The sequence below is a fragment of the Synoicihabitans lomoniglobus genome, from assembly GCF_029023725.1.
Taxonomy (GTDB): Bacteria; Verrucomicrobiota; Verrucomicrobiia; order Opitutales; family Opitutaceae; genus Actomonas; species Actomonas lomonigloba.
In genome coordinates this window covers 5,478,117-5,500,886 of sequence record NZ_CP119075.1, presented here as the reverse complement: position 1 = coordinate 5,500,886, position 22,770 = coordinate 5,478,117, and the positions used below count along the sequence as shown (strand labels likewise).

The 22,770-nt window shown below is 60.0% G+C and carries 20 protein-coding genes; 1 reads left to right on the top strand and 19 read right to left on the bottom strand.

Annotated elements, in window-relative coordinates; genetic code table 11:
• Positions 1-174 precede the first annotated feature (174 nt).
• From nikR to PXH66_RS21280, 16 genes are all read right to left on the bottom strand, one after another.
• A complete protein-coding gene (nikR, locus tag PXH66_RS21355; RefSeq protein ID WP_330931830.1) occupies positions 175-606 on the bottom strand; it encodes a nickel-responsive transcriptional regulator NikR in 432 nt (143 codons plus the stop codon).
• Between the two features lie 49 nt (positions 607-655).
• On the bottom strand, positions 656-1,561 hold the full coding sequence (locus tag PXH66_RS21350) for an ABC transporter ATP-binding protein (protein ID WP_330931831.1): 906 nt from the start codon (positions 1,559-1,561) through the stop codon (positions 656-658).
• Positions 1,558-2,604 (bottom strand): ABC transporter permease, encoded by a 1,047-nt coding sequence (locus PXH66_RS21345; RefSeq protein WP_330931832.1) that lies wholly within the window; start codon positions 2,602-2,604, stop codon positions 1,558-1,560. The genes PXH66_RS21350 and PXH66_RS21345 overlap by 4 nt, the downstream gene beginning before the upstream one ends.
• A gap of 149 nt (positions 2,605-2,753) precedes the next feature.
• Complete coding sequence (locus PXH66_RS21340) at positions 2,754-3,752, bottom strand: ABC transporter substrate-binding protein (RefSeq protein ID WP_330931833.1); 999 nt, start codon at positions 3,750-3,752, stop codon at positions 2,754-2,756.
• A 670-nt stretch (positions 3,753-4,422) separates the two neighbouring features.
• Positions 4,423-6,192: an urease subunit alpha gene (gene ureC / locus PXH66_RS21335; RefSeq protein WP_330931834.1), complete on the bottom strand. Its 1,770-nt coding sequence runs from the start codon at positions 6,190-6,192 to the stop codon at positions 4,423-4,425.
• Positions 6,193-6,337: 145 nt separating this feature from the next.
• Positions 6,338-6,646, bottom strand: a complete 309-nt coding sequence (locus PXH66_RS21330) for an urease subunit beta (RefSeq protein WP_330931835.1) — start codon at positions 6,644-6,646, stop codon at positions 6,338-6,340.
• A gap of 7 nt (positions 6,647-6,653) precedes the next feature.
• Positions 6,654-6,956, bottom strand: a complete 303-nt coding sequence (locus tag PXH66_RS21325) for an urease subunit gamma (protein WP_330931836.1) — start codon at positions 6,954-6,956, stop codon at positions 6,654-6,656.
• A gap of 280 nt (positions 6,957-7,236) precedes the next feature.
• Positions 7,237-8,049, bottom strand: a complete 813-nt coding sequence (locus tag PXH66_RS21320) for an ATP-binding cassette domain-containing protein (protein WP_330931837.1) — start codon at positions 8,047-8,049, stop codon at positions 7,237-7,239.
• 15 nt (positions 8,050-8,064) lie between these two features.
• On the bottom strand, positions 8,065-8,823 hold the full coding sequence (gene urtD, locus PXH66_RS21315; RefSeq protein WP_330931838.1) for an urea ABC transporter ATP-binding protein UrtD: 759 nt from the start codon (positions 8,821-8,823) through the stop codon (positions 8,065-8,067).
• Positions 8,824-8,841: 18 nt separating this feature from the next.
• Positions 8,842-9,894, bottom strand: a complete 1,053-nt coding sequence (gene urtC / locus PXH66_RS21310; protein ID WP_345781758.1) for an urea ABC transporter permease subunit UrtC — start codon at positions 9,892-9,894, stop codon at positions 8,842-8,844.
• A gap of 72 nt (positions 9,895-9,966) precedes the next feature.
• The gene (gene urtB / locus PXH66_RS21305; RefSeq protein ID WP_330931840.1) at positions 9,967-11,751 is read right to left on the bottom strand and encodes an urea ABC transporter permease subunit UrtB; all 1,785 of its coding nucleotides are present in this window, start codon (positions 11,749-11,751) and stop codon (positions 9,967-9,969) included.
• 124 nt (positions 11,752-11,875) lie between these two features.
• Positions 11,876-13,126, bottom strand: a complete 1,251-nt coding sequence (gene urtA, locus PXH66_RS21300; RefSeq protein WP_330931841.1) for an urea ABC transporter substrate-binding protein — start codon at positions 13,124-13,126, stop codon at positions 11,876-11,878.
• A 163-nt stretch (positions 13,127-13,289) separates the two neighbouring features.
• Complete coding sequence (locus PXH66_RS21295; RefSeq protein WP_330931842.1) at positions 13,290-14,240, bottom strand: outer membrane beta-barrel protein; 951 nt, start codon at positions 14,238-14,240, stop codon at positions 13,290-13,292.
• A gap of 286 nt (positions 14,241-14,526) precedes the next feature.
• Complete coding sequence (locus tag PXH66_RS21290; protein WP_330932141.1) at positions 14,527-17,220, bottom strand: non-ribosomal peptide synthetase; 2,694 nt, start codon at positions 17,218-17,220, stop codon at positions 14,527-14,529.
• Between the two features lie 53 nt (positions 17,221-17,273).
• Positions 17,274-18,278, bottom strand: a complete 1,005-nt coding sequence (locus PXH66_RS21285) for a PH domain-containing protein (protein WP_330931844.1) — start codon at positions 18,276-18,278, stop codon at positions 17,274-17,276.
• Complete coding sequence (locus PXH66_RS21280; protein WP_330931845.1) at positions 18,271-18,831, bottom strand: PH domain-containing protein; 561 nt, start codon at positions 18,829-18,831, stop codon at positions 18,271-18,273. The genes PXH66_RS21285 and PXH66_RS21280 overlap by 8 nt, the downstream gene beginning before the upstream one ends.
• Positions 18,832-19,112: 281 nt before the next feature.
• Here PXH66_RS21280 and PXH66_RS21275 point away from each other — a divergent pair, with 281 nt between their 5' ends.
• Positions 19,113-19,745, top strand: coding sequence for a hypothetical protein (locus PXH66_RS21275; RefSeq protein WP_330931846.1), 633 nt, complete (start codon positions 19,113-19,115; stop codon positions 19,743-19,745).
• 23 nt (positions 19,746-19,768) lie between these two features.
• On the opposite strand, the gene prmB is transcribed toward PXH66_RS21275, so the two are convergent.
• The 3 genes from prmB to PXH66_RS21260 all read right to left on the bottom strand — a co-directional run bounded on the left by prmB (position 19,769) and on the right by PXH66_RS21260 (position 22,719).
• Entirely contained in the window at positions 19,769-20,668 is a 900-nt protein-coding gene (prmB, locus tag PXH66_RS21270) for a 50S ribosomal protein L3 N(5)-glutamine methyltransferase (protein ID WP_330931847.1), read from the bottom strand.
• A 102-nt stretch (positions 20,669-20,770) separates the two neighbouring features.
• Positions 20,771-21,550: a rhomboid family protein gene (locus PXH66_RS21265; protein ID WP_330931848.1), complete on the bottom strand. Its 780-nt coding sequence runs from the start codon at positions 21,548-21,550 to the stop codon at positions 20,771-20,773.
• A gap of 56 nt (positions 21,551-21,606) precedes the next feature.
• Positions 21,607-22,719 (bottom strand): tetratricopeptide repeat protein, encoded by a 1,113-nt coding sequence (locus tag PXH66_RS21260; protein ID WP_330931849.1) that lies wholly within the window; start codon positions 22,717-22,719, stop codon positions 21,607-21,609.
• Positions 22,720-22,770: the final 51 nt, after the last annotated feature.

Below are 22,770 nucleotides of genomic sequence, written 5' to 3'. Positions count from 1 at the left end.
TAATGGTATTACTTTTTTGTCAAAACGTAATACTTTTAAAAGTCAGAATTTCAAGGGAGGGACCGGTTCCACCCGGTCCGCGGTGGTGATCAGGCACCCGCCAGGCCACGCCGCGGTGGCAACGCTGCCTTTCCGCTGCGGACGACGTGGAAGTCGTCCCTCCCCGGATCGCGCTCAGAGCAACGGCGGCAGCGCTTCGGCAGCGAGCTGGAGCTTGCAGTATTTGACGCCCTTGCAGGCGCTGAGCTCGTCGGTCAGTTTGCGCAAGTCCTCCACCGGCCCCTGGACCAACAGGACCTCGAGGTAATGGTGATGCTCCAGATGCACGTGCTGGCTCGTGACGACCATGACGTAATACTTGTGCTGGATCGCCATGAGCTTGGTCTGGAGATTCCGCGTGCGGTAGTCGTAGACCAAGTTGATCGTGCCCGCCATCGTGCCCGAACCCTCCTCGGATTTCATCTCGACCAAACCCTCGCGTGCGAGGGCAGCCACCGCTTGGGAGCGGCTGTGAAAACCACGGCGTTTCACCAGCAAATCGAGTTCGTCGAGCAGACTCGAAGGCAGGGAAACACTGAAGCGGGCGACGGTATCCTTGCGCGGCATGGTCACGGGTTGTCGGGGAGAGGGTTAAAATTGTCACGGCGAAAGCCTTTCACTCGACGTCATCCCCCACGGCGGTGAGGCGCACAATGGGCAGGGGATCCGCTTCGACCGAGACCGGCGGATGGATGAGATCATCAAGATGTTGGCGGGTGGCTAAAAACTCCGGGCAGTGAAAACGACCCACTTCGCGTGGCCGGGACACGGGCACCTCGATGAGTTCCTGCACTTCGCCCGGGTGCGGTTTCAAGACGAGGATGCGATCGGCCAGCAGAATGGCTTCGTCGAGGTCGTGGGTGATGAACAGAATGGTCACATCGACGTTGCGCCAGATCTCCATGAGATGGGCCTGCATTTGCGCGCGCGTCTGGGCGTCGAGGGCACCGAAGGGTTCATCCATGAGCAGGATGCGGGGCCCGTTGGCGAGGGCGCGAGCGATGGCGGCGCGTTGCTTCATGCCCCCGGAAAGTTGCACGGGATACTGGTCCTTGCAGCGCGTGAGTCCGACGAGATCGACCCATTGCAACGCCTCACGACGTGCTTTGGATTCGCTGTGACCGCGCAGCTTGAGCCCGAACATGATGTTCTCCGTAACCGTGAGCCAGGGGAAGAGCGTGTAGCCCTGGAAAACCATACCGCGATCAGGGCCCGGTCCCCTGACTTCCTGCCCGTCGAGGAGCATGCGGCCCGACGTTGGGTGGTCGAGTCCGGCCACGAGTCGGATGAGCGTCGATTTACCGCAGCCCGACGGACCGATGACGGTCAGGAACTCGCGCCGGTGGACTTGAAAATTGATATCTTTCAAGGCCGTGATCACGCCACCGTCGCTGGCGGCAAACTGCCGCCCCAACCGTTCGACCTCGAGCACGACCGGTCGCTGTTTGAGTTTTTGAAATCGCGCCGCCACCGCAGGGACCTGCGTGCGGTAATCGGGTAGTTTTACATCGGTAGGATTCACACGTCCCCTTTCCGAGTAACCCGCTCGGGCCAGAGCGTGATGTAGCGATCGCTGAAAAACCGCTGCCACAGCGTTCGCAGGCGACTGGGCTTGAGCGTGCGCCAACCGAACAGGCGCGCGCCGACGAAACCCAGCACTTGATCGGTGAGCAGACCAATCAGCCCGATGATGAAAATGGCTGCGTAGACGTTTTCAAAGTTCCGATACTTCGCTTGTTGGTTGATAAAAAACGTGATGCCGGAGCTCACGCCGATCACCTCGGCAACGATCAGATAGGTCCACGCCCAACCGAGCAGGATGCGCAGGTCGTTGTAGAGATCGGGCAAGCTCGCCGGCACGATGACACGCATGAGCAAGTGACGATTTTTTGCGCCCAAAGTTTGCGCGGCCTCAATCAACGCCGGGTCGACCTTGCGCACGGTATTGGACACCACCAACACCTGCTGAAAAAACGTGCCGATGAAAATGATCGCGATCTTGGGCTCCTGATAGATGCCCCACACCGCCACCATGAGCGCGCCGAAAACCGGAGCCGGCATGTAGCGCACAAAGTCGACAAACGGTTCCGTCACCCGCGAGACACTCGCGAACGATCCGCATAAAATACCGAGCGGAACCCCGATGAGAGACGACAGCGTAAATCCCCAGAAAATCGTCTGGATACTGCTCCATAAACTTTCGTGTAACCAAACATCGGCGCGGATCGCGGGCTTGGTGGTGAACGCCGTGTAGAGGGCGCGGCCGACTCGGTGTGGCGCAGGCAGATAAATCGGATTCGCCCGCCCCCCCGTGGGTGCTTCGCCGCCTTGGGCGACCGCCTGCTCCACCTGGTGAGCAAACTGTTCCCGTTCGATCAGCGTGCCCGGTTTGAGCCAGGTCACCGCGCCCGACGTCTCCACCTTGATCATGGGATGCCACAGAAAAGGCACATAGCTCACCGCGCTCCACACCGCCAAAGGCAGCAGAAACGACAATGCCCAGAGCGGCCACCGTCGCGCGGACGGCAGCGGCTTCTGGACGGCTAGCCAAGACTCGCGTGGCATCAGGCTTGGGGAGGGACGACCTCCCGGTCGTCCACATCGTTGCCGCCCTGCCTGGCCCGGGTTACTGCGGACCGGCGGGAGCCGGTCCCTCCCCATGTCTCGTAATAAGCGGACAGGATGATCATGCAGCTTCGCATTCCGAGAACCGCCTACATCCCGGTGGCTTCAAGCATCAGCGAAGCATCAATGTAGGAGCCCAGATCGAGCGACTCGGCGTAAACCTCGTTGGCGACATTAAACTCATCGGCAATCTTGGTGGATCCCATGACCGAATCAAAACCGTCTGATTTGCTGGCCATGAATTTGGTGCCTTCTTTGAGCGATACCAACTGCGTCCCACTCATGAACGCGGCGTATTCCGCCGGATCAACGCCCGCCCGTGCGGCCATGATGGCAATGCCGTCCGACCGCGTTTTGGGATCGGCCAAGTAAGCGACGATTTTGTCCCACACCTTGATAAACTTCACCCAGTCGGCGCGCGACGAAGCGAGACTTTGGGGAGATACCGCCACCATGTCGTAAATGAGTCCCGGCTCATCGGCGCTGGTGTAGATCGGCTTGGAGCCGGCGACCGCCTTGAGCGCGGCACCGGAGTTGGGCTGCCACGCGGCGATGGCCGAAATCTGGCCCGACGCGAGCACTTGCGGGGTTTGGTCGGTAGGCGTGTTGACGAGCTCAACATCGCTTTCGGACATGCCCGCTTTTTTGAGGCCGTTGAGCAGGAGCAAGTGATCAACGAAGCCGATCTCCACGCCGATTTTTTTGCCCTTCAAATCCTTGAGAGAGCTGATACCGGGCTGCGCCACGACCATATCGTTACCATTGGAATAGTCGGTCACGAGAATCATGACATTGGCCGCACCGGTCGACCCGGTGACCAACGCGTCGCCGTTCGTCATCATGACGGCATCGACCTGGCCCGCCGCGAAGGCGTCCATCGACGGCACGTATTCAAACCAAAGCATTTCCACCTCGATGCCGGCTTCAGCAAACCAGCCTTTTTGTTCGGCGATGGCGAAAGCCGTCCAACCCGGCCAGTCGCTGTAAGCGACCTTGAGGGGAGCGGCGGAAAGAGTGGTAAACAGCAGGCCGAAAACGGCAGTCGCGACAACAAGGCGACGGGGGAGAAAGCGAGAAGTGGAATTCATCGAGTGCTACGTTTTTAGTGATTCGTGTTACGAATGGTCGGCTAGCGAAAGCACGGTCTGTGCCACGGCCGGAACCTAAACCAGAGGTAGGAATCCGGGTGTGCAGCGGCTCAATTCCGGTCCGAAATTCGCTCGATCACCCATCTCATTTCGACCGTCAAACCCCTCCTTGGCGGAAAAATCGTATATGAATGGTTTCGTTTAAGAAAATTTCGGATAAATTTTACCGATCATAACTCATTTATTTTCATCATCTTATTAACCCTTTCCCTAGAAATTACATTAATATTAGGGTAATACCCCTACTTTCGATTTGACGACCGCGCAAAGCTGTGCGAGCTTTCTCCCGTTCCCGCTTAGCGGGGATATTTTGAGGTAACTCAGAAAAACAATGGCCGGTCACTTAGGGGTAGGTGGCCGGCCAACTTTTTGTCCGAATTCCTCGAATCGCTTTGCCTAGTTAGTCGAAGCGCGTGCTCAGAACGTTTCAAGCAACGTCATGGCCACAAAAAGCCCAACAGGCTCAAAAAGGAATCACTGCGCGGTCGCCAAGTTTTGAGCATCTTGTGCCTTATCTAGCTAACATCATTTCCTCGGATTGAATGCCCGTGGGACAGTTCTCCGATTTCACTCTTAAGGCTGCGGCGGCAGATGTCCCCCTTTGAGGAACTTAGAATAGGAAATACCTTTGAGCAAGGGGCAGGACTTTGGCCGGTTCGCAGGTGAGGTGCACGCCGTCGGCTTTGACGGTGTAGGTCTCCGAATCGACTTCGATTTTGGGCATGGCGTCGTTGTGCACCATGTCGGCCTTGCCCACGGAGCGACACGCGCTGACGGGTTCAAGGCGGCGCGAGAGGTCGAGCTGCTTCGGACCTGTGGCCGAGTCGAGCGAAGCTTCACTGACAAATGTGAGGCAGGTGCGGCCCAGCGCTTTACCTGCGGCTCCGAACATCGGTCGATAGAAAGTGGGCTGCGGCGTGGGAATTGACGCATTCGGGTCGCCCATGTTGGCCCACGCGATGAAGCCGCCTTTGAGCACGAGCTCCGGTTTCACGCCGAAGAAGGCGGGTTTGAACATGACCAGATCAGCGAGTTTACCGATGCCGATGGAACCGATGATGTGGCTCATGCCGTGCGTGATCGCCGGGTTGATGGTGTATTTCGCAATGTAACGCAGCACGCGGAAGTTGTCGGCGGCGGGATGCGCGGTCGATGGGAGTTGGCCGAACTGCACCTTCATTTTGTGCGCCGTCTGCCACGTGCGGCAGATCACTTCGCCAATGCGGCCCATCGCCTGGGAGTCGGATGACATCATGGAGATCGCGCCGAGATCATGGAGCCGGTCTTCGGCCGCGATGGTCTCGGGGCGGATGCGAGATTCGGCAAACGAAACGTCCTCCGGAATCTTCGAATCGAGGTGATGGCAGACCATGAGCATGTCGAGATGCTCGTCGATGGTGTTGACCGTGAAGGGACGTGTCGGGTTGGTCGACGACGGCAGAACGTTGGGCTCGCCACAGACGCGGATGATGTCGGGCGCGTGTCCCCCACCCGCGCCTTCGGAGTGGTAGGTGTGGATCGTGCGCCCCTTGAACGCGGCGAGAGTCGACTCGACGAAGCCGGCTTCGTTGAGGGTGTCGGTGTGAATCGCGACTTGGACGTCGAACTCCTCCGCCACGCCGAGACAGGTATCGATCGCGGCGGGCGTGGTGCCCCAGTCTTCGTGCAGTTTGAGACCGAGTGCGCCAGCCTTTACTTGCTCGCGGAGCGGATCGGGTGTGGAGCAGTTACCCTTGCCGAGGAAACCGAGGTTGATCGGGTAAGCCTCGGCCGCTTCGAGCATGCGGTGGATGTTCCACGCACCGGGTGTGCAGGTCGTGGCGAGCGTGCCGTGCGCCGGTCCCGTGCCGCCGCCGAGCATGGTGGTGAGTCCGGAGCTGATAGCTTCGTCGATCTGCTGCGGGCAGATAAAGTGGATGTGCGAATCGATACCGCCGGCGGTGACGATGCAGCCCTCGGCGGCAAGCGCCTCGGTGCCGGCCCCGACAATCATGGGATCTTTTTTGCCCGTCTTGGGGTCGGCATAGACGGAGCCGATGCCGCTTTGGATGCCAGGATTACCCGCGTGACCGATGCCGACAATGATGCCCTGTTTGACGCCGATGTCGGCTTTGATGACGCCGAGGATCGGGTCGATGATGGTGGCGTTGGTGATGACCAAATCGAGCGACTCCGCATCGGAGGCGGTGGACGATTGCCCCATGCCATCGCGGATGACTTTGCCGCCGCCAAATTTGATCTCGTTGCCGTAACCACCGCCTTCGGCGATGAGGTCGCGTTCGACTTCGATGAACAGTTCGGTATCGGCGAGACGCACGCGGTCACCCGTGGTCGGACCGAACATCTCAGCGTATTGGCGGCGGGAAAGATTGAGAGGCATGTGACTGGAACGAGGCTGGGACGAGACGCTGTTTTTTTAACCACAGATGGACACAGATAAACACAGATCAAAAACCCATTTCCTCTGGTTCCATCGCGTAACGGTAGTGGAGCCATCTGTGTTCATCCGTGGTTAAAAAAAGCGCTTACAAGGGGCCGTTGATTTTGGCGTTGAGGCCGTAGACTTCGCGGGTGCCGGCGAGGGCGACGAGTTCGACGGTTTTGGTGTCGCCGGCCTCGAAACGCACGGCGGTGCCGGCGGGGATGTTAAGGCGAAAGCCGCGGGCGGCGGCGCGATCGAAACCGAGTTGGTCGTTCGATTCGAAGAAGTGAAAATGTGAGCCGACTTGGACCGGCCGATCGCCCGAATTGGTTACATCGAGCGTGACCGTTTCGAGACCGGGATTGGCCGGAATATCCGGGCCCGCAGCGGGAATGATTTCACCGGGGATCATGGCGTCTTCATCGAATGGGTTGGTGGACGGTGACGAGTTTGGTGCCGTCGGGGAAGGTGGCTTCGACCTGCACGTCGTGGATCATATCGGCCACGCCTTCCATGACGTCGTCGACCTTGAGAATCGTGGTGCCGTAGCTCATGAGCTCGGCCACGGATTTGCCGTCGCGCGCGCCCTCGATGATCTCGTAGGTGATGATGGCGACGGCCTCGGGATGGTTGAGCTTCAAGCCGCGGGCCTGGCGGCGGCGAGCGAGATCGGCCGCAACGACGATGATGAGTTTTTCGCGTTCACGAGGGGTTAAATGCATGAGCGGTCAGCCGGGAAAGTTTTAGGGATGCAAACGATGAGATTTGATCAGCACGCTGTTCTTACAGGAGGCAACAGAGGTTAACAGAGCCATCAGCTTGCATGGTTTTTACAGAAGGCAACGAAGGGCACAAAGATAGCTGGAACTCCTGCAGGGGAATCAAAACTGAAATGCGGCGTGGCTCTGTTTAACTCCGTTACCTCCCGTAAAACCCAGCTTCGGCGTGGCTTCGTTCTCTTCGTTGCCTTCTGTGAAAATGAAAACATCGGAGTGGCAGCAGTCAGACTTGGAGGTGGGTGGCGACGACTTCGTCGGTGAGGGCAGCGATGGCACCGGAAGCGGTGATGGTGCCGCGATCCATAGCGTAAAAACGATCGGCAACCTCGCGGCAGAAGTCGACGTATTGCTCGACCAATAGGATAGCGAGGGCGTGTTCTTCGCGAAGTTTGCGGACCGCCTCCATGATCTCGGCGGCTTCTTTGCGGCCTTCGGACGTTTGCTCCTCTTCGGTGCGGGTGCTGACTTTGAGCTTCTTTAGCGTGTCACCAATCTGGTCGATGATCGACGGCTGGATGCCTTCGGTGGGCTCGTCGAGAATGAGCAGCTTCGGGTTAGTGAGCAGGGCGCGCCCGATGGCGAGTTGTTGCTGCTGGCCACCGGAGAGCACGCCGCCTTTGCGGCTGAGCATTTCCTTCAAGACCGGAAACAGATCGTAGACACGTCCGAGCGCAGAGGCGGCGGCCTTGCCCTTGATGCCGTGCACCACGAGTCCCACGCGCAGGTTCTCCTCCACCGTGAGCAGCGGAAAAATGTCCCGGCCCTGCGGCACGTAACCGATGCCGAGGCGAGCGCGGGCGTCGGCCGACAGGCGGTGAATGGGTTGTCCGGCGAGGGTGATGTTCCCGGCGCGGACCGGCAGTCCGCCGGTGATGGACCGGAGCGTGGTGGTTTTGCCCACACCGTTGCGGCCCATGAGTGCCACGACTTCGCCGGCGTCGACCTTGAGATCAAACCCGCGCAGGATGCGCGAACCGCCGATGTCGGTTTCGAGGGCGGTGATGGAAAGGACGGGTGTAGAGGAAGGGGCCACCATGGTCGGGTCGATCGGTCAGGGTTCGTGTTTGCCGCGGCCGAGGTAGACTTCGCGGACCTTTTGGTTGGCTTGCACTTCGTCAAACTTGCCTTCGAACAGGACGGAGCCCTGGTGCAGCACGGTGACGGCGGTGTCCTGCGCGATCTGTTTGACGAAGGTCATGTCGTGTTCGACGACGACCAGACTGTGCTGACCGGCAAGCGAAAGAAGGAGCTCGCCGGTGCGATGGGTTTCCTCGTCGGTCATGCCCGCCGCCGGCTCGTCGATGAGCAACACCTCGGGGTCGGACGCGAGCAGCATGCCGATTTCGAGCCATTGCTTTTCCCCGTGGGCGAGCGCCCCCGCCTTCCAGTCGCGTTTGTCATCAAGCCGGATGAGTTTGAGCAACTCGTCGATACGATCGCTTTGGTCGGAGGAGAGCTTAAAAAACAGGGACGCAAACACGCCGCGGGTGCCACTGAGCGAGAGCAGGAGGTTCTCCCAAACGGTGTGGTTGGAATACACCGATGGGGTCTGGAACTTGCGGCCGATGCCGAGTCGGTTGATCTGAAACTCGTTGAGTTGGGTAAGGTCGTGATCGCCAAACTCGATCTTGCCGACATCGGGTTTGGCGCGGCCGGTGATCAAATCGAAGAAGGTGGATTTACCGGCGCCGTTGGGTCCAATGACGGTGCGCAGCTCACCCTTGAAGAGGTAGAAATTGAGGCCAGAGATCGCCTTGAAGCCATCGTAGCTTTTGGAGACATCTTCGACGTTGAGGATCGGGTGCGACATGCGGCGTAAAGGGAGACGTTATTCGGTCGGGGCAGTGGAGGACGACTGGCCGAACCAACCACGAATCCGGGTCCAAACCGGCTTGAGGCGTTGCGGCAGGCTGACGAGTCCGCCCGGCAGGAACACGACCACGAGGATGAAGAGTCCGCCAAGAATGAGCAGCCACATGTCGGGGTAGGCGCGGGTCGTCCAACTCTTGAGCATGTTGATCGCCACCGCCCCGAGGATGGGGCCGAGCAAGGTGCCCCGACCGCCCACCGCCACCCAGACCACGGCTTCGAGCGACTTGGCCGGAATCATTTCCCCGGGATTAATGATGCCGACCTGCGGGACATAGAGCGCGCCCGCGACCGAGGCGATCAAGGCCGAGAAGACGAAGACAAACAGCTTGTAGTCCGCGGCGGCATACCCGCTGAAAAGCACGCGGTTTTCACCATCGCGGATGGCGCGTTGCACGAGGCCAAACTTCGTGCGGCTCAACCAACGGCACAACGCGTAGACGCCCAGCAACGTGACGCCGGTGGCAATGTAGAGCCCGCGCTGGGTGCCGGCGCTGAGAATATCGAACCCGAGGATGAACTTGAAATCCGTGAACCCGTTGTTGCCGCCGAGCAGCAGGTTGTTGCGGAAAAACATGATCGAGGCCGCGTAGGTCAGCGCCTGCGTGAGGATCGAGAAATACACGCCCTTGATGCGCGAGCGGAAGGCGAAGTAGCCAAAGATTCCCGCCACGATACCCGGCACCAACAGCACCATGCCGAACGCGAAGGGGAAGCTGGAAAACGGCACCCAGAAACTCGGCAGCTCTTTCCAACCGAGAAACACGAGGAAATCGGGGATCGGCTGCTGGTATTGGCCGAGGGTGCCGATCATGCGCATGAGATACATGCCGTGCATGTAGCCCCCTAGGGAGAAAAAGAGCGCCTGGCCGAGACTGAGCAAACCGGTGTAGCCCCAGAGCATATCGACCGAGATCGCGAGCAGCGCATAGCTGAGATATTTACCCCACAGGTTGATGGTGAAGTTGCTGATCACGCCCTGCGCGTTGAGCACGGGCAGCAGGATCAACATCACAAACGCGATGATCCCGGCGATGATGATCTCGGTCTTCAGACGAGCGTTGTTGGGCTGCGGTATCACGGCTTAATCCTCAAGTTGGCGGCCACGCGTGGCGAAGATCCCGGCCGGGCGCCATTGCAGGAATAGAATGATGAAGGCCAGCACGAGGATCTTGCCAAAGACCGACGAATCCTGCGCGAGGTTTTGGAGGAAACTGCCGAAGAGCGGCACCCATCCCAGTCCCGGTGCCCACGCCGGCAGGTATTGCTGCAGCACTTGGTCAATGCCGCCGATGCCAAACGCGCTGATGACCGTGCCGAGGATGTTCCCCACCCCGCCCACCACCACGACCATGAACGAATCGACGATGTAGGATTGACCGAGCGACGGACCGACGTTGCCGATTTGGCTGAGAAACGCTCCGGCGAGTCCGGCGAGTCCGCTGCCCAGACCAAACGTGAGCATGTTGACCCGCGTGGTGCGCACGCCCATGTGCGACGCCATGCCCCGGTTCTGCATCACGGCGCGGATGAGCAAACCCAACGACGTCTTATTGAGTGCCAGCCATACGCCGAAGACGATCAGCACGGCAAAGCCGATCACGAAGACGCGGTTCCAACCGAACACGATGTCGGCCACCGTCCAGTTCCCACTCAAGTAGGCCGGACTGGAGACCTGCACGTTGTTGGCTCCAAACATGAGCCGGAACACCTGCTGCAAAACGAGCGATACACCCCACGTCGCGAGTAAACTCTCGAGCGGCCGTCGGTAAAGGAATTGAATGATGCCGCGCTCGAGCGCGATGCCCACCAACGCCGCCATGATAAAGCTCAGCGGAATGGCGGCGATGAAGTAGAGCGAATAGGCCCAGCCCTCCAGATTCATGCCCGGGATGGACACACTCAGCCCGAAAGCGGGAATCACCACGCCCGCGCCAAACACGTTTTGCACGAGATAAGTCGTGTAAGCACCGACGGCGATCATTTCGCCGTGCGCCATATTGATCACCCCCATCAACCCAAACGTGATGGCGAGCCCGAGCGCGACGACCAGAAGGATGCTACCGAGACTGAGTCCGCGAAAAATCGTGCCCACAAAATCCACCACCGAACGGTGACGGTCGATGGCCGCGAGTGCCTTGGTGGCGGCGGCGACCAGTTCCGGTTGTTTTGCTTGCTGGGCTTCGGACTGCACCGCCAGGAGCGCGTCGTAGCCGGACAGACTGTGAATGGCCTCCATCTCCTTCACCGCCGCGATTTTAACCGCGAGATCGTCCTGACTGAGCTGGAGCAAGGCAATGGACTGGCGGGTGGCTTGGTGGACGTTGGAGTCCTTTTCCACCGTCAGCCGCTTCTGCAAAATGGGGAGTTTCTCCAAGTCGCGGGAGAAACCGATCGTCTGCACGGCCTGCAGCCGCTTCGCCGGATCGGGCGAGCCGAGGTCGATCAAATCGAGCACCTCTTTCATGGCGCGACGCAGCCGGTTGTTGTGGCGCACACGATCGAGATTGTCGCGGGTGGGCATCACGGCCGCACCGGCGGCATCCACCAGCGGCGCGTCGGTTAAAAGTGAATACGGCTCCGCCGTCTCAAACGCATCGCGACCGCCCGGGACCCGCACGGGAACGCGGTCGCCCTCGCTGGTCGTGTAGATGAACAGCTCATCGGCTTTCCAAGCGTCAAAAAGCTCGGCGATAACGGGGTCTCCGTCGCCCGCCAGTTCGCCGATGATCTCACGTTTCTCGCGATCATTGGCCGCCAACATCGCCTCGATCACCGTCTCCTTGGCGGATTGGGCACTGAGCGGCTGAAATGCGAGCACCGCGCCGGCGTAAATCAACAATCGGGGTATGATGTGAATGAATTTCATTCGAATTCTTCTCTGCTGGAACCGTGCCAAAACCGAAGCGGGGTGGGCCGACTAAAGCCCACCCCGGAACTACAGATTCACGGACGGAAGACTGAATAAACGTCCGTAAAGTGAAGGGGCGTCCTTACTTGAACTTACCCTTGAGCCAAGGCTCGCCGTAGACGTCGTCGAACTCCTCGAGGATCTCGAACTGCCCGTTGGACTTGGTCTCACCGATAAACACGTTTTTGGTGAGATGCATGTTGGGCTGCGTCGTCACCGTGCCGCCCGGGCCGTCGAAGGACAGGCCGCTCTTGAGCGCGGCGCGCACCTTGTCGACATCGAACGAACCGGCCTTTTCGACGGCGGCTTTCCAGAGGTAAACGCCGTTGTAGCTGAGCACCATCGGCGAGCAGGTCACGCGACCTTCCTTGACGAGGCCGGTGAGGTTGCTCTTGGCCAACCAGGCCTTGAAGTCGGCCACGAATTTTTCATTGGCCTCGGACTCGATGGACTGGAAGTAGGTCCAGCAACCGAGTTGACCGACGAGTTGGTCGGCCGGAAGACCGCGGAACTCATCCTCCGAGATGGAGAAGGAGACGACCGGGCAGGTCTCGGCGGAAAGACCGGCGGCGGCGTATTCCTTGAAAAACGGCACGTTGGTGTCGCCGTTGAGCGTGCTCACGACGGCGGCGCCACCACCGGCGGCGAACTGTTTGATCTCGGAAATGATCTGCTGGTAGTCGGTGTGACCAAAGCCGGTGTATTTGCCGGCGGAGATGATCTTACCGGACTCGTCCTTACGGAAACCACCGCCGATGTTCTCGATCGGCACGCCCTTGCTCAGGAGATACTCGAGGAGGACGAGGTTGGTGGTCTGCGGGTAGACATAATCGGTGCCGAGCAGGTAGAACTTGGTGTAACCTTGTTCGAGTAGGTAATCGACGGCGGGCGTGGCCTGCTGGTTAACGGCCTCGGCAGTGTAGAATACGTTTTGGCTCTCTTCTTCACCCTCGTATTGCACGGGGTAGAACAAGAGACCGTTGTTCTTCTCATAGACCGGAAGCACGGATTTGCGGGAAACGGAGGTCCAGCAGCCGAAGGTCACGGCGACCTTGTCCTGTTCCAGCAATTGCTTGGCTTTTTCCGCGAAGAGAGGCCAATCGGAAGCGCCATCGACGACGACGGGTTCGATCATTTTGCCCATCACACCACCGGCGGCGTTGATTTCGTCGAAGGTGAAAAGGAGGATGTCGCGCAGCGAAGTTTCGCTGATGGCCATCGTGCCGGAGAGGGAATGGAGCACGCCGACTTTGACGGTGTCAGCCGCTTGGGCCGACGTGAAGAGAGTGGAGACGGCAAGAGCGCCGGTCGCCAGGAATTTGGACAACTTCATAGTAAGTTTCAGGAGGAGGTTGGGGGTATGAGGTGGCAGGACGGGATGTCAGGCATCCGTGGGTCTCTACCGATGGAGACTAAACAAATAGTCTTCAGAATGGTGCCCCGAGCCCACGCATGGGCTCGGAACACGCCGAATGGATCAGACGAAACGTTCCGGCTTAGAACGTGAAGACGATCTGCGCCGCGAGGTAGCTCGCGCTGTCGACGCCAGTGTTGTCGAACTCGGTGTAGCTGTATTCCGCGAGGAAGAACAGGTTGTCCGTGATCGCCATACCGGGGGAAATCGTATACTTCATGAACTCAGCGCCGGGGCCGGCGGTGTCGTCCTCACCACCACTGAGGCGGAAGGTCGTGGTGAAGGCACCGAAATCAGGCATCGCGAGGAGGGACCAGAAGTAGGCGTCGGCACCATTGGCATCAGCCGTCATGAACTCTGCGGCAACCAGCGTGCCCCCGATCGTGGTATCCGCCCAGAAGTCAAACATCGTGGTGTCGCTGTCGCCATCATTGGCAATGCCGAGGTAGAAGTTGCTGGTGTCGGTCGAGTATTTGATGAACGCCTCAAAGCCGACGTCACCCAGATCGTGGTCACCCTCATAGTAGGTGGGACCATACACCGAATCGAGCACCGCCACACCGGCCGAGAAACCATCGGCGGAATAGTCATAACGGATGCCGGAGTGGTAGGCGGGAATGAAGCCGGCCAGATCGTTTGAGTAGGAGATCTGGAGCATGTTGGGCCAATCGAAGGCCTCATAACCATGATAGCTGAGGAATTTACCGAACGTGAGACTCGAAGCCTCGTCGATCGAGTAGGTGGCATACATGTCGAGGAATACCGGCTCGTAGTCGGAGAAGGCGTGGAGACTGACCACGCCAACCGTCTTGTCGTAGGTGCCGGTCAACTGGATCTTCATGGAGTCAACCTCGAGCAAACCGGTGTCGCTGTCGCCACCACCGGTGTAGTCCTCGGAGAAGTTACTCGCGGTCGCGGTAACATAACCATAAAGGCTGAGGTTGTCGTTGATCTCAATGTCCGCGGAGGACGTGAGGGCGAGAGAGGCACCAATAGCCATGGCACCAAGCTTCTTCATCGAAGGAGTAGTCATTTGTAGTTTGTTTAGTTTGAACGTCTGGACGTCAGTTGGTCGTGATTTGGAGTCACAGCCGAACGAAGCCCTAGCAGTTCATCTGCCATGACTATCAATCGTTTAGAAAAATTTGTATTATGAATTTATTTCACATCTATCTGATTCATATGATGATGTGATTTTATCAAAACGACAAATATTCCTCATCTCTCTAGCTAGGACGGGGCATTTTTGCGGGTCATTGGCGTATTTATGATGTGCATACGCACGTCACCACCACGCCCCCATTATGGCACTTTTTCGCTTAACGCGGTTTGCCCAATTGCAGCAGCCGCAAGTGCAGCCACCGCAATCCGCCGGATAGTTTTCCGAAAAAACGAGGCTCCCACCGCGCCACATCGTCCGTGATCAGCGCCAATCCCAACAGGTAGATAACGCCAAATAGCAGGCCGCCTCGCAGGTCCAGTTTCCACGCCGGGGTAAAAATCAGGATCAAATTGCCAAACGTATACGCAAAGACCGGATTGCGCCCAAAGCTGTAAATCACGTCACGCAACGTGGACTCCCGCCACCACCGCGTGACCACCAGACTCAGACCGATCGCCAGCACCGACCCAATCACACCGAACCCGAAATACATGGGATGGCTGTAGCGCCGGTATTCCTGAAACGCGACGAGCTGCCAAAACCACTCCCAACCAATCGTGCTCACGTGCCACCACATCATGAACATCGCCACCGTAAGCGGAATGCACACCCAGAGTAGCCGTCCCACCGCCGAGCGCGCGTTGCCCCACATGTAACCGAGGACCACCATCGTGGTGGAATGCAGCACACTGGGACCGGTGACACTGCCCCACCCCGCGATGTGGCCCCAAAAATAGTTAACCTCCGGTGCCGATCGCAGCCAGGGCCACAAACTCCACGGCACCACCAACACGAGGATCGCGCCCACCAACCGCCACCGGGCCAACGGCACCACGATGAAGGGAGCCAGCAGCACCATCCAGCAATAGGTCATCCAGATCCCCGCGTAGACTCCATCCGCGTTGAAGTAGAGCGCCTTGAGGAAATGCTCGGTCGTCATCTCCTGCGCGATCCATTGCGCCGCCACTGTGATCGCGATCGTGACATAATAAACCAGCGCCACCGGCCAACACCATCGCATCACACCACGCACGGTCGGCGGTGCGTCACCTCGCCCGAACTTACGGGCCAGCCCCATGCCAAACACGGTGAGCAACAACGGCGTCGCCCACGCGGTCACAAACAACACCCCCGGCACGAACCGCCACAGATCGAACTTGAACACCACGTGCGCCGTCATCGCCAACCAGATCGCCACGGAACGCGCCACCACCAAGGGATCATCGCGCCCCCGGCCGACACTCGTATCAGGATCTTCATGACACAGGGCTCCGATGGGCAGGTTCTCCCAGCCCGGCACCCGTCGCCCGTGAAACCGCTCCACCGCCATCGCGCCTTCGACGTGGTTGAGGGAATCCCCGCCCGCCTCGACAAACGTCTCGTGGAGCACCAGCGACTCGCGCCCCAGGATCTCGGTCAACTCCGCCCGCAGCGAGTCGCCCGGACCGCGTCCACCTCCGCCACCAGCATGCGCGATCGCCGCATAATCGGTCTTACCGTTCGCCAACGCGGGGAATTCCGCCACCGCGACCACCTGTAGTTTCGTCGCCGGGATCGCGAGGCGGCGGCGCCAAGTCTCCCGCAGTTCCGCCGCCACCGCGCCCCCACCCTGCACCGCGATCACGATCTGCTCATCACTGCCGGCCACCCGCGCCGCCACGCCTGTCCGGCGCAGGTCGGCTTCCAGTCCATCCAGTGCGATCCGTATACCGGCCACTTTAACGAAGCGACTCGCGCGCCCCACGATTCGCAACAAACCCACTTCGTTGCGCTCCACGATGTCGCCGGTCCACAGCTCGCCCACCTCGCATCCCCGCGCCAGGTCGCGCCGATCGTGCGCGTAACCCATCATGACATTGGGACCGCGGTAGCACAGTTCTCCCGCCCCGCCGGTGGCGGTCACTTCTCGTCCCGCGCCATCCATCAAGCGCACCGCGCCCCCCGGGATCGGCGTGCCAATGCAGTCGGGATCCGACACCGCCAATTCCGGCGGCAAAAACGTCATGCGCGGCGACGCCTCCGTCTGCCCATACATCACATAAAACCGCGCGCCTTGTTGCTGGGCCCAGTGCGCGAAGCGTCGCACGCGCGCCGGATCCAGCCGTCCGCCCGCCTGGGTGAGCGTGCGCAGTCCCGGGATGGGTCGCTCCAACATGCCGAGCGATTCCAGCGTCTCATACATGAGGGGCACGCCGGCAAAACTCGTGGCCCCCGCCATTTCAAAATCAGTCCAAAACCGCGCTTCGTGCACCGCATGACTGGTCAACGCGATCGAGGCACCCGCCATCCAGTGCGACGTGAGCACGGACATCCCGTAGGAATAATACGGTGGCAACGAGGTGATGGCTCGGTCCTCCCGCGTGATCTGCAAATACGATGCGATCGCCTCCGCATTGCTCACCACATTGCCCGCCGACAACCGCACCAACTTCGGCACGCCCGTCGAACCAGACGTCGGCAATAACATCGCCAACTCCGCATGCGGGGACGCCGGTGCTCGCTCCGGCGGCAGGCCGGGTTGCAACAGCCAAGCACTTCCCTCGCGGCGAAACTCCCACTCCGGTTGAAACGCCTCTCGCAAGCGCGGTTCGGCATCCAACGCTCCCGGGGCCAACAACAACGTCGGATGCCTCGCCCGGCATGCGCCCACCCACGCCAGCAGCGGCTCCAACGCATTGCACATTTCGATCACGAGCAACCCCCGCGACGTTCCCAGTTGGGCCGCCCACGCATCCGCTTGCGCCGTGAATTGCCGATAGGACAACGTCAGGCCATCGGCCGACACGAGCGCCAACCGATCACCAAAGCGTTCAATACCGGCAAAAGGTCGCGTGGTTGCCAAATCCGCCATAAGAGAGCGCGCCACCATCGACGCCCTCGCCCCACGTGACAAAGCGAAAGCGATTATTCCTGCGGCAATGTTGCTCGCAGCGCCCTGACTTCCGCCAACATCAGCCGCGCCGCTTCGACGGACCCCGCGTCCACCGCTCCGCCACCGATCATCGTCGGCGCGGAGGACGTTGATGCGTCACTCTGGTGCGGATCGTCCGGCTCGCCCAGACCCGACTGCCGGAAACGCTTCAACCGGGTCACAATGAGATCGCGAATCTCGGACGCGTTTTCCACCGCGTGAAACGTGCTGCGGTGCATCGAATCGGCCTCGGACGAATCATTATTACCCGACGAACCTCCGCCCGCCGACTGCACTTCCACATCGGCGAGTTTGAGCAACCGCTGCAACGGTCCCTGCTTCACCGAGACCTGCTGCAGGTTGGCGAAACTCATCGTGGTTTCCTGAATTTTCAAAATACCCCAGCGCAGGCGCAGACTGCGGTCGGTGACCATATACCAGCGCTGATTGAAATCCAACCAGATGGCCGCGAGCGACCAGAAGAACTGAAACAAAAAGATGACCAAACCGATCGTCTCGCCGATCTTGATCCAGAAAAACACCTTCGGCGGCGTGCGCTTCGCGATCTCATAGACCGGCGGCGGCACGAAATGGCCCAACAACCGATGAAACAGGTCCCGCCGCTGCTTCTCGCCACCGGTGATTTCCCGCGCGATGCCACCCGCCGTAAACTCCGGCTCGGGCTCCTTGCCTTCCGTTTCGTAAACGCCGGGAGAGACTTCGATGAGCTTCGGTTTTTCGGGCTCCGGATTGATGCCCGCGACTTCGCGCGCCGCGTCGAGCTCCAGCTGATACTCCACTTCCTGGATAAAATACAGCGACACCAACAAGCCCCAGATCGCCGCGAGTTGCGCGCCCATCCACGCGACAAACTTCAACCGCATGTAATTGCGACCCGCCCGGAACACGCGCAGCGAACCGGGCGCCCCCGCCGGTGGCGTCGGCTCATGCGGCACCCGCAACCAACGCAACAGACTCTGCTCGACGCGCTTAATCACGACGCACGTCCTCCCTGGCGGCGAGATCTTCGCGCAAGCCGCGCAACTCCGCCGCCACTTCCGTCAACACGGCGGTCAACGCCGCGGCATCGACGGTGCCCTCGCCCGCCGGAACCACAGCCCCCGTTCCCGGCACGGGCGGCGGTTTCACATCGTCTTTCACCCCCCGCATGCGGCTGTAGAGATAATCGCGCACCGGCTCGAACTCCTTGAGCCCCTCCAGCGTCATCTCGGCCCCCGAACTCCCGCTCGCCGTTTGCACCAACACCTTGGCCAAACCCAGCCAACGCTCGATCACGTTGGACCGCAGATGAATGTCTTGAATTCGTGAATACTGGAGGATGATTTCCCGCCGAAACAGAATGCCCCAGCTCATGGAAATCCCCTCGTCGGTGAACTTGTAGCGCATCGTTTTAAAACGAATCGCGCCATAAATCATGAGCACCGGGAAAAACGGCCCCAACACGAACGAAGAGACCATGTAATATTTCAACAAATCACGGTGGGGCCGCTCAATGGCCAGGATCGCTTCGTCATCAGGGGCTGGATGCATGGCCGCAGATCAAAGCTATTTCCTTTCCGTGATTCAAACCACGAATGATGAACGGCCGATGGAACCCACCGGCGGTCAACCGGGTCCCTCGACCCTGAACATCACCCGGAACCGCAATCACTACCCCTAAGATGTCCCCGAGATACCTACTCTTAAGGTGGCTCCCTGCCGCGTTCTTGTTGGGCGCGAACCAGGGCTGCGTTAGCTCGAAATCCGCTTCCGCCAGCATCACCGTTTTCTCTGAAACCAGTCGAAGTTATCAGGTGCCCCGACGCGCAGACGTGAAGAAAAAACCAATCACGTATGCGATCAGCTTCGCCAAGGCGGCCCAGCTCACTTCGGACGCGCAGATCAACAACGCCGTCTTCGCCACAGCCTTGGCTCGCGCCCTGACCGAAAACCTAAACCTGCAGGGCTTCGAACTCGCCACGGACTCTGCCACGGCCGATCAACTCCTGGTGGTGCATGCCGGCACCACCCAGCCACCGCACCGATTTTCCTCCCATGATGAGATGTTCAGTGTGATGCCCAGCTTGGAAGACGGACTGACTTGGATACAAAACACGGAATTGCTCGGATACGCCAGGGCCTACAATGACCTGAGCCAATTTGCCGGAATGTCTCTCGGACAGACCATGCGGCAAGACCTCAACGACGATCTGGATTCCAGTCGCAACTACATCGTGATCACCGCCTACGATTTTGGGGCGGCCCAATCGGGCCAGCGCGCCCCCGTGCTCTGGCGCACGCACGTCAGTGTGGAAGCCGGGATCGTGCCTTTGTCCGATCAAGTGGACACGTTGCTCGCCACCGCTTCAGGCTTTCTCGGACGCAACAGCAAACGCCTCATTCGCCGCTTCAACAGCGAGGTGCAAATCGGAACGGCCACGGTGGTGGAGGAAGATGTGCGCTGAACCGGCCGGGCCGGCGGGCAATGTCAGCCCCTTATCGTCGCCAGGTCATCCCCCCGGATGAGACAACAACAGTTGCTGCCGTCAGCGGTCTCCAACCACTTCATGCGCAGCTTTGGCCAGGCGCGCTCCATCGCCGGACGCAGCTCGCCGACTTCGAGCACGACAATTCCGTGGGGCTGGAGGCGCTCCATCGCCTGCCGCAGCAGTTTGCGGATGATATCCAATCCATCCGCCCCGCCATCGAGCGCCAAACGCGGCTCATGCGCAAACTCGGGAGGCAGGTCATCGCAAATGTCCGAGGGTTCGTAAGGCGGATTGCTCAAAATGATGTCGTAGCGCCGGACCGGCACCGCGTCAAAGACGTCGCTGCGGTGCAGCGTGAGGCGATCGCCCACCGCGTGGTCGCGCACATTGATCTGGGCGACTTCCAGCGCATCCGGCGACAGATCGATGCCGTCCACCCGCGCCGACGGAAACTGATGTGCCAACAATATCGCCAGACAGCCCGAGCCCGTGCAGACGTCGACCGCGTTGGTCACCACGAGTCCCTCGGGCAGGTAGCCGCTGAGCGTGGGAATCAGTTCCAAAAAATAGCTGCGCGGGATAATGACTCGTTCGTCACAATAAAATGAATACTCGCCCAGCCAGGCTTCGCGCGTGAGGTAGCCCGCCGGGACGCGCTCGGCGACGCGACGGGTGAAGACGTCCGTCAAGCGCTGCAACTGCTCCCCCGACAACAAACGCCGCATGACCTTGGCGGGACTGTCGAGCGGCAGTTCCAACGTGCGCAGGATTAGATAAAGCGCCTCGTCATGGGCATTGTCCGCCACCTGCCCCAGCACGAGTTCGTGCTCCGCGTAGGCCGTTTCCGCCCACCCCAACCAATGCGCGGGCGTGAGCAAATCGCTCGTGGGAAGATACATCCTGGACGGTTTATTTTTCACAACAGGGAACGAAGAAAACAAAGCAGCAGGCAGAGGAGTGGCTTCGTTCTCTTCGTTACCTTCGGTAAAACACGGCCCGTCTCACTCACGCGGTGGCAAGTGGTCTTCGCAGTAGCAGACTTCCTTGTCGCCCTCGGTGCGGTAACGGAAACCCAGTTCCGTCTCGGCGTCACTGTCGCGACCGCACACCGAACACTTGTGCATGGGGCCGAGCTCCTGCTTCAGCTTGGCGCGTTTGGCCTGCTGCGTCACCGCGCGGCGTCCGGTGCGGATGCGTTGCACGATTTCGCGGCCGAAGAAGATCAGGAAGTTACCCGTCGCCGCGAGCACCGCGAGCCGCTCCGTCATACTGCCCACCACCAGATTGAAGCCGTAAAACACCCAGGTCACGAGGGCGATCCACTTGATCTTCACCGGCAGGATGAAGAACAAGTGCAGCACGAAATCCGGATTCAAAAACGCAAAGGCCAGAAACACCGAGCCCCCCAGAAAGACATTGGTCGCGGGTTCCCCGGGCGAAAGAAACGCGAGACCCACCGTGAGCAAATAACCCGTGAGCAAAAACAGGTTGTAGCGCAGCGTGCCGAAGTAGTGCTCCAGCGCGTTGCCATAGAGATAGAACAGATACAGTGCGAACGCCACCAACATGCCAAAACCCGGCGGCATGGCCACAAACGAGAATATGCGCCACCAATCACCTTGCAGGAACCACGCCGGCACGAAGATGAGCTGCATCACGTCGATGCGCTTCATCAACCCCGCGAGCAGCACGAAGGTCTGCGCGATCACCAGGTAAAGGGTGATGTTGTTAATCGCTAAGGGTTCGAGGCGGCGCTCGATTTTGTTGATCCAAGACGGCATGAAAGGACGACCCTAGGGCTGGCAACGGGCTCGGGGAAACACCAAACCGCACCCAATCATCGCGGCGTCGAGTCGACGGTTTCCTCATCCGCCAACGGCGTCTCGACCGGCGCTTCGACCTCCGGTTCGCCCGGGAAGGGATTCTCCTCCGTCAAAGTCACCACCGTTTCGCTGTTAAGGGGACCAATTTCGGGCGCGGCGGGTGCGGTAAACACCGGCACTTCCGGCGCGGCCACCACCGGCCCCGAACCGGTTTCGCCCTTGCGAGCTGCCGCCGCCACAGCTTCGGCCTCCGCCTCCTCGACCCCGGGATCGGCCCGCAGGCGCGCCAGCCGGGTCAGCAATCGCCCGCGTTGGGACAGAAGGACTTCCTCAAACGCACCCTCGAGCAGGACTTCGGCAGCATCGAGATCCCCGGCAAACATCAGCACGTTGGCGCGGTGCAGCCGCATCAGTTGTTTCTCGGCCGGCGACTCCACCCGAGCTTCCAATTCCTCCCACTTCTCCAGCGCTTCCGTCCACCGCGTCTCGTGCAGGTCGTAGTAGGATTCGGCGTAGCGATACGCGTAGGGCAGACTCTCGGGTTCGAGTCGCACCGCTTCCGCCAGCGCGTGCTGCATCGCCGTATCGACCTGGGTCACGGTCCATTCGCCGCTGCGCAGAAAATCGTCCCGCGCCGCGCCGAGCAATTGCCCGACCTGGAAGTGGTAGAGCGGTTCGTCCGGCCGCAACTGGACCGCCGATAAAAAGTAGTTGAGGGCATCGAGCGGTTTGCCCTCTTCGGCGAGATATTTGCCGAGCTGGTTTTGCACGATCGGCAGCTCAGGGTTGAGCGAATTTGCCTTGAGCAACAACGCTTTGGCCCGCTCGCGCTCGTCGATCAAGGGGTTGCCCAGCAACATCGAATAGGCGACGAGCCCGTCCGTATTTTTCGGGTAAGTGCGCAGAAACTTTTCGAAATCGAACACCAGCGTCTGCATGCGCGGACGCAGATCGTCGACGTCGTCCTGGTGTTCCGCCGCCGCCGCCCGTCCCAGCAACTCCTGTTGCAAAACGAGCAACGCCTGGAGTTCGGCCCGGGCACCTTCATCGGCAGACTGAGCCCGACCCGGCGAGGCCACGGCCAGCGACAAAAGGGTTGGGATGAGAAGTATACGGCAAATTCGCATGGAAAAGTTCCGACATCCTGCCGTCCCCCATGTGCCATCGCAACCCCCGGT

Coding starts and splice junctions, on each gene's coding strand:
- ureC (WP_330931834.1), bottom strand. CDS start 6,192: ATGCCTCTCAATCTTTCCCGCCGCCAATACGCTGAGATGTTCGGTCCG.
- PXH66_RS21340 (WP_330931833.1), bottom strand. CDS start 3,752: ATGAATTCCACTTCTCGCTTTCTCCCCCGTCGCCTTGTTGTCGCGACT.
- PXH66_RS21320 (WP_330931837.1), bottom strand. CDS start 8,049: ATGGTGGCCCCTTCCTCTACACCCGTCCTTTCCATCACCGCCCTCGAA.
- PXH66_RS21280 (WP_330931845.1), bottom strand. CDS start 18,831: ATGCATCCAGCCCCTGATGACGAAGCGATCCTGGCCATTGAGCGGCCC.
- PXH66_RS21290 (WP_330932141.1), bottom strand. CDS start 17,220: ATGGCGGATTTGGCAACCACGCGACCTTTTGCCGGTATTGAACGCTTT.
- PXH66_RS21260 (WP_330931849.1), bottom strand. CDS start 22,719: ATGCGAATTTGCCGTATACTTCTCATCCCAACCCTTTTGTCGCTGGCC.
- PXH66_RS21295 (WP_330931842.1), bottom strand. CDS start 14,240: ATGACTACTCCTTCGATGAAGAAGCTTGGTGCCATGGCTATTGGTGCC.
- urtD (WP_330931838.1), bottom strand. CDS start 8,823: ATGTCGCACCCGATCCTCAACGTCGAAGATGTCTCCAAAAGCTACGAT.
- urtB (WP_330931840.1), bottom strand. CDS start 11,751: ATGAAATTCATTCACATCATACCCCGATTGTTGATTTACGCCGGCGCG.
- prmB (WP_330931847.1), bottom strand. CDS start 20,668: ATGTATCTTCCCACGAGCGATTTGCTCACGCCCGCGCATTGGTTGGGG.
- urtC (WP_345781758.1), bottom strand. CDS start 9,894: ATGTTGATCCTGCTGCCCGTGCTCAACGCGCAGGGCGTGATCAGCAAC.
- nikR (WP_330931830.1), bottom strand. CDS start 606: ATGCCGCGCAAGGATACCGTCGCCCGCTTCAGTGTTTCCCTGCCTTCG.
- PXH66_RS21325 (WP_330931836.1), bottom strand. CDS start 6,956: ATGCATTTAACCCCTCGTGAACGCGAAAAACTCATCATCGTCGTTGCG.
- PXH66_RS21265 (WP_330931848.1), bottom strand. CDS start 21,550: ATGCCGTCTTGGATCAACAAAATCGAGCGCCGCCTCGAACCCTTAGCG.
- PXH66_RS21345 (WP_330931832.1), bottom strand. CDS start 2,604: ATGCCACGCGAGTCTTGGCTAGCCGTCCAGAAGCCGCTGCCGTCCGCG.
- PXH66_RS21330 (WP_330931835.1), bottom strand. CDS start 6,646: ATGATCCCCGGTGAAATCATTCCCGCTGCGGGCCCGGATATTCCGGCC.
- urtA (WP_330931841.1), bottom strand. CDS start 13,126: ATGAAGTTGTCCAAATTCCTGGCGACCGGCGCTCTTGCCGTCTCCACT.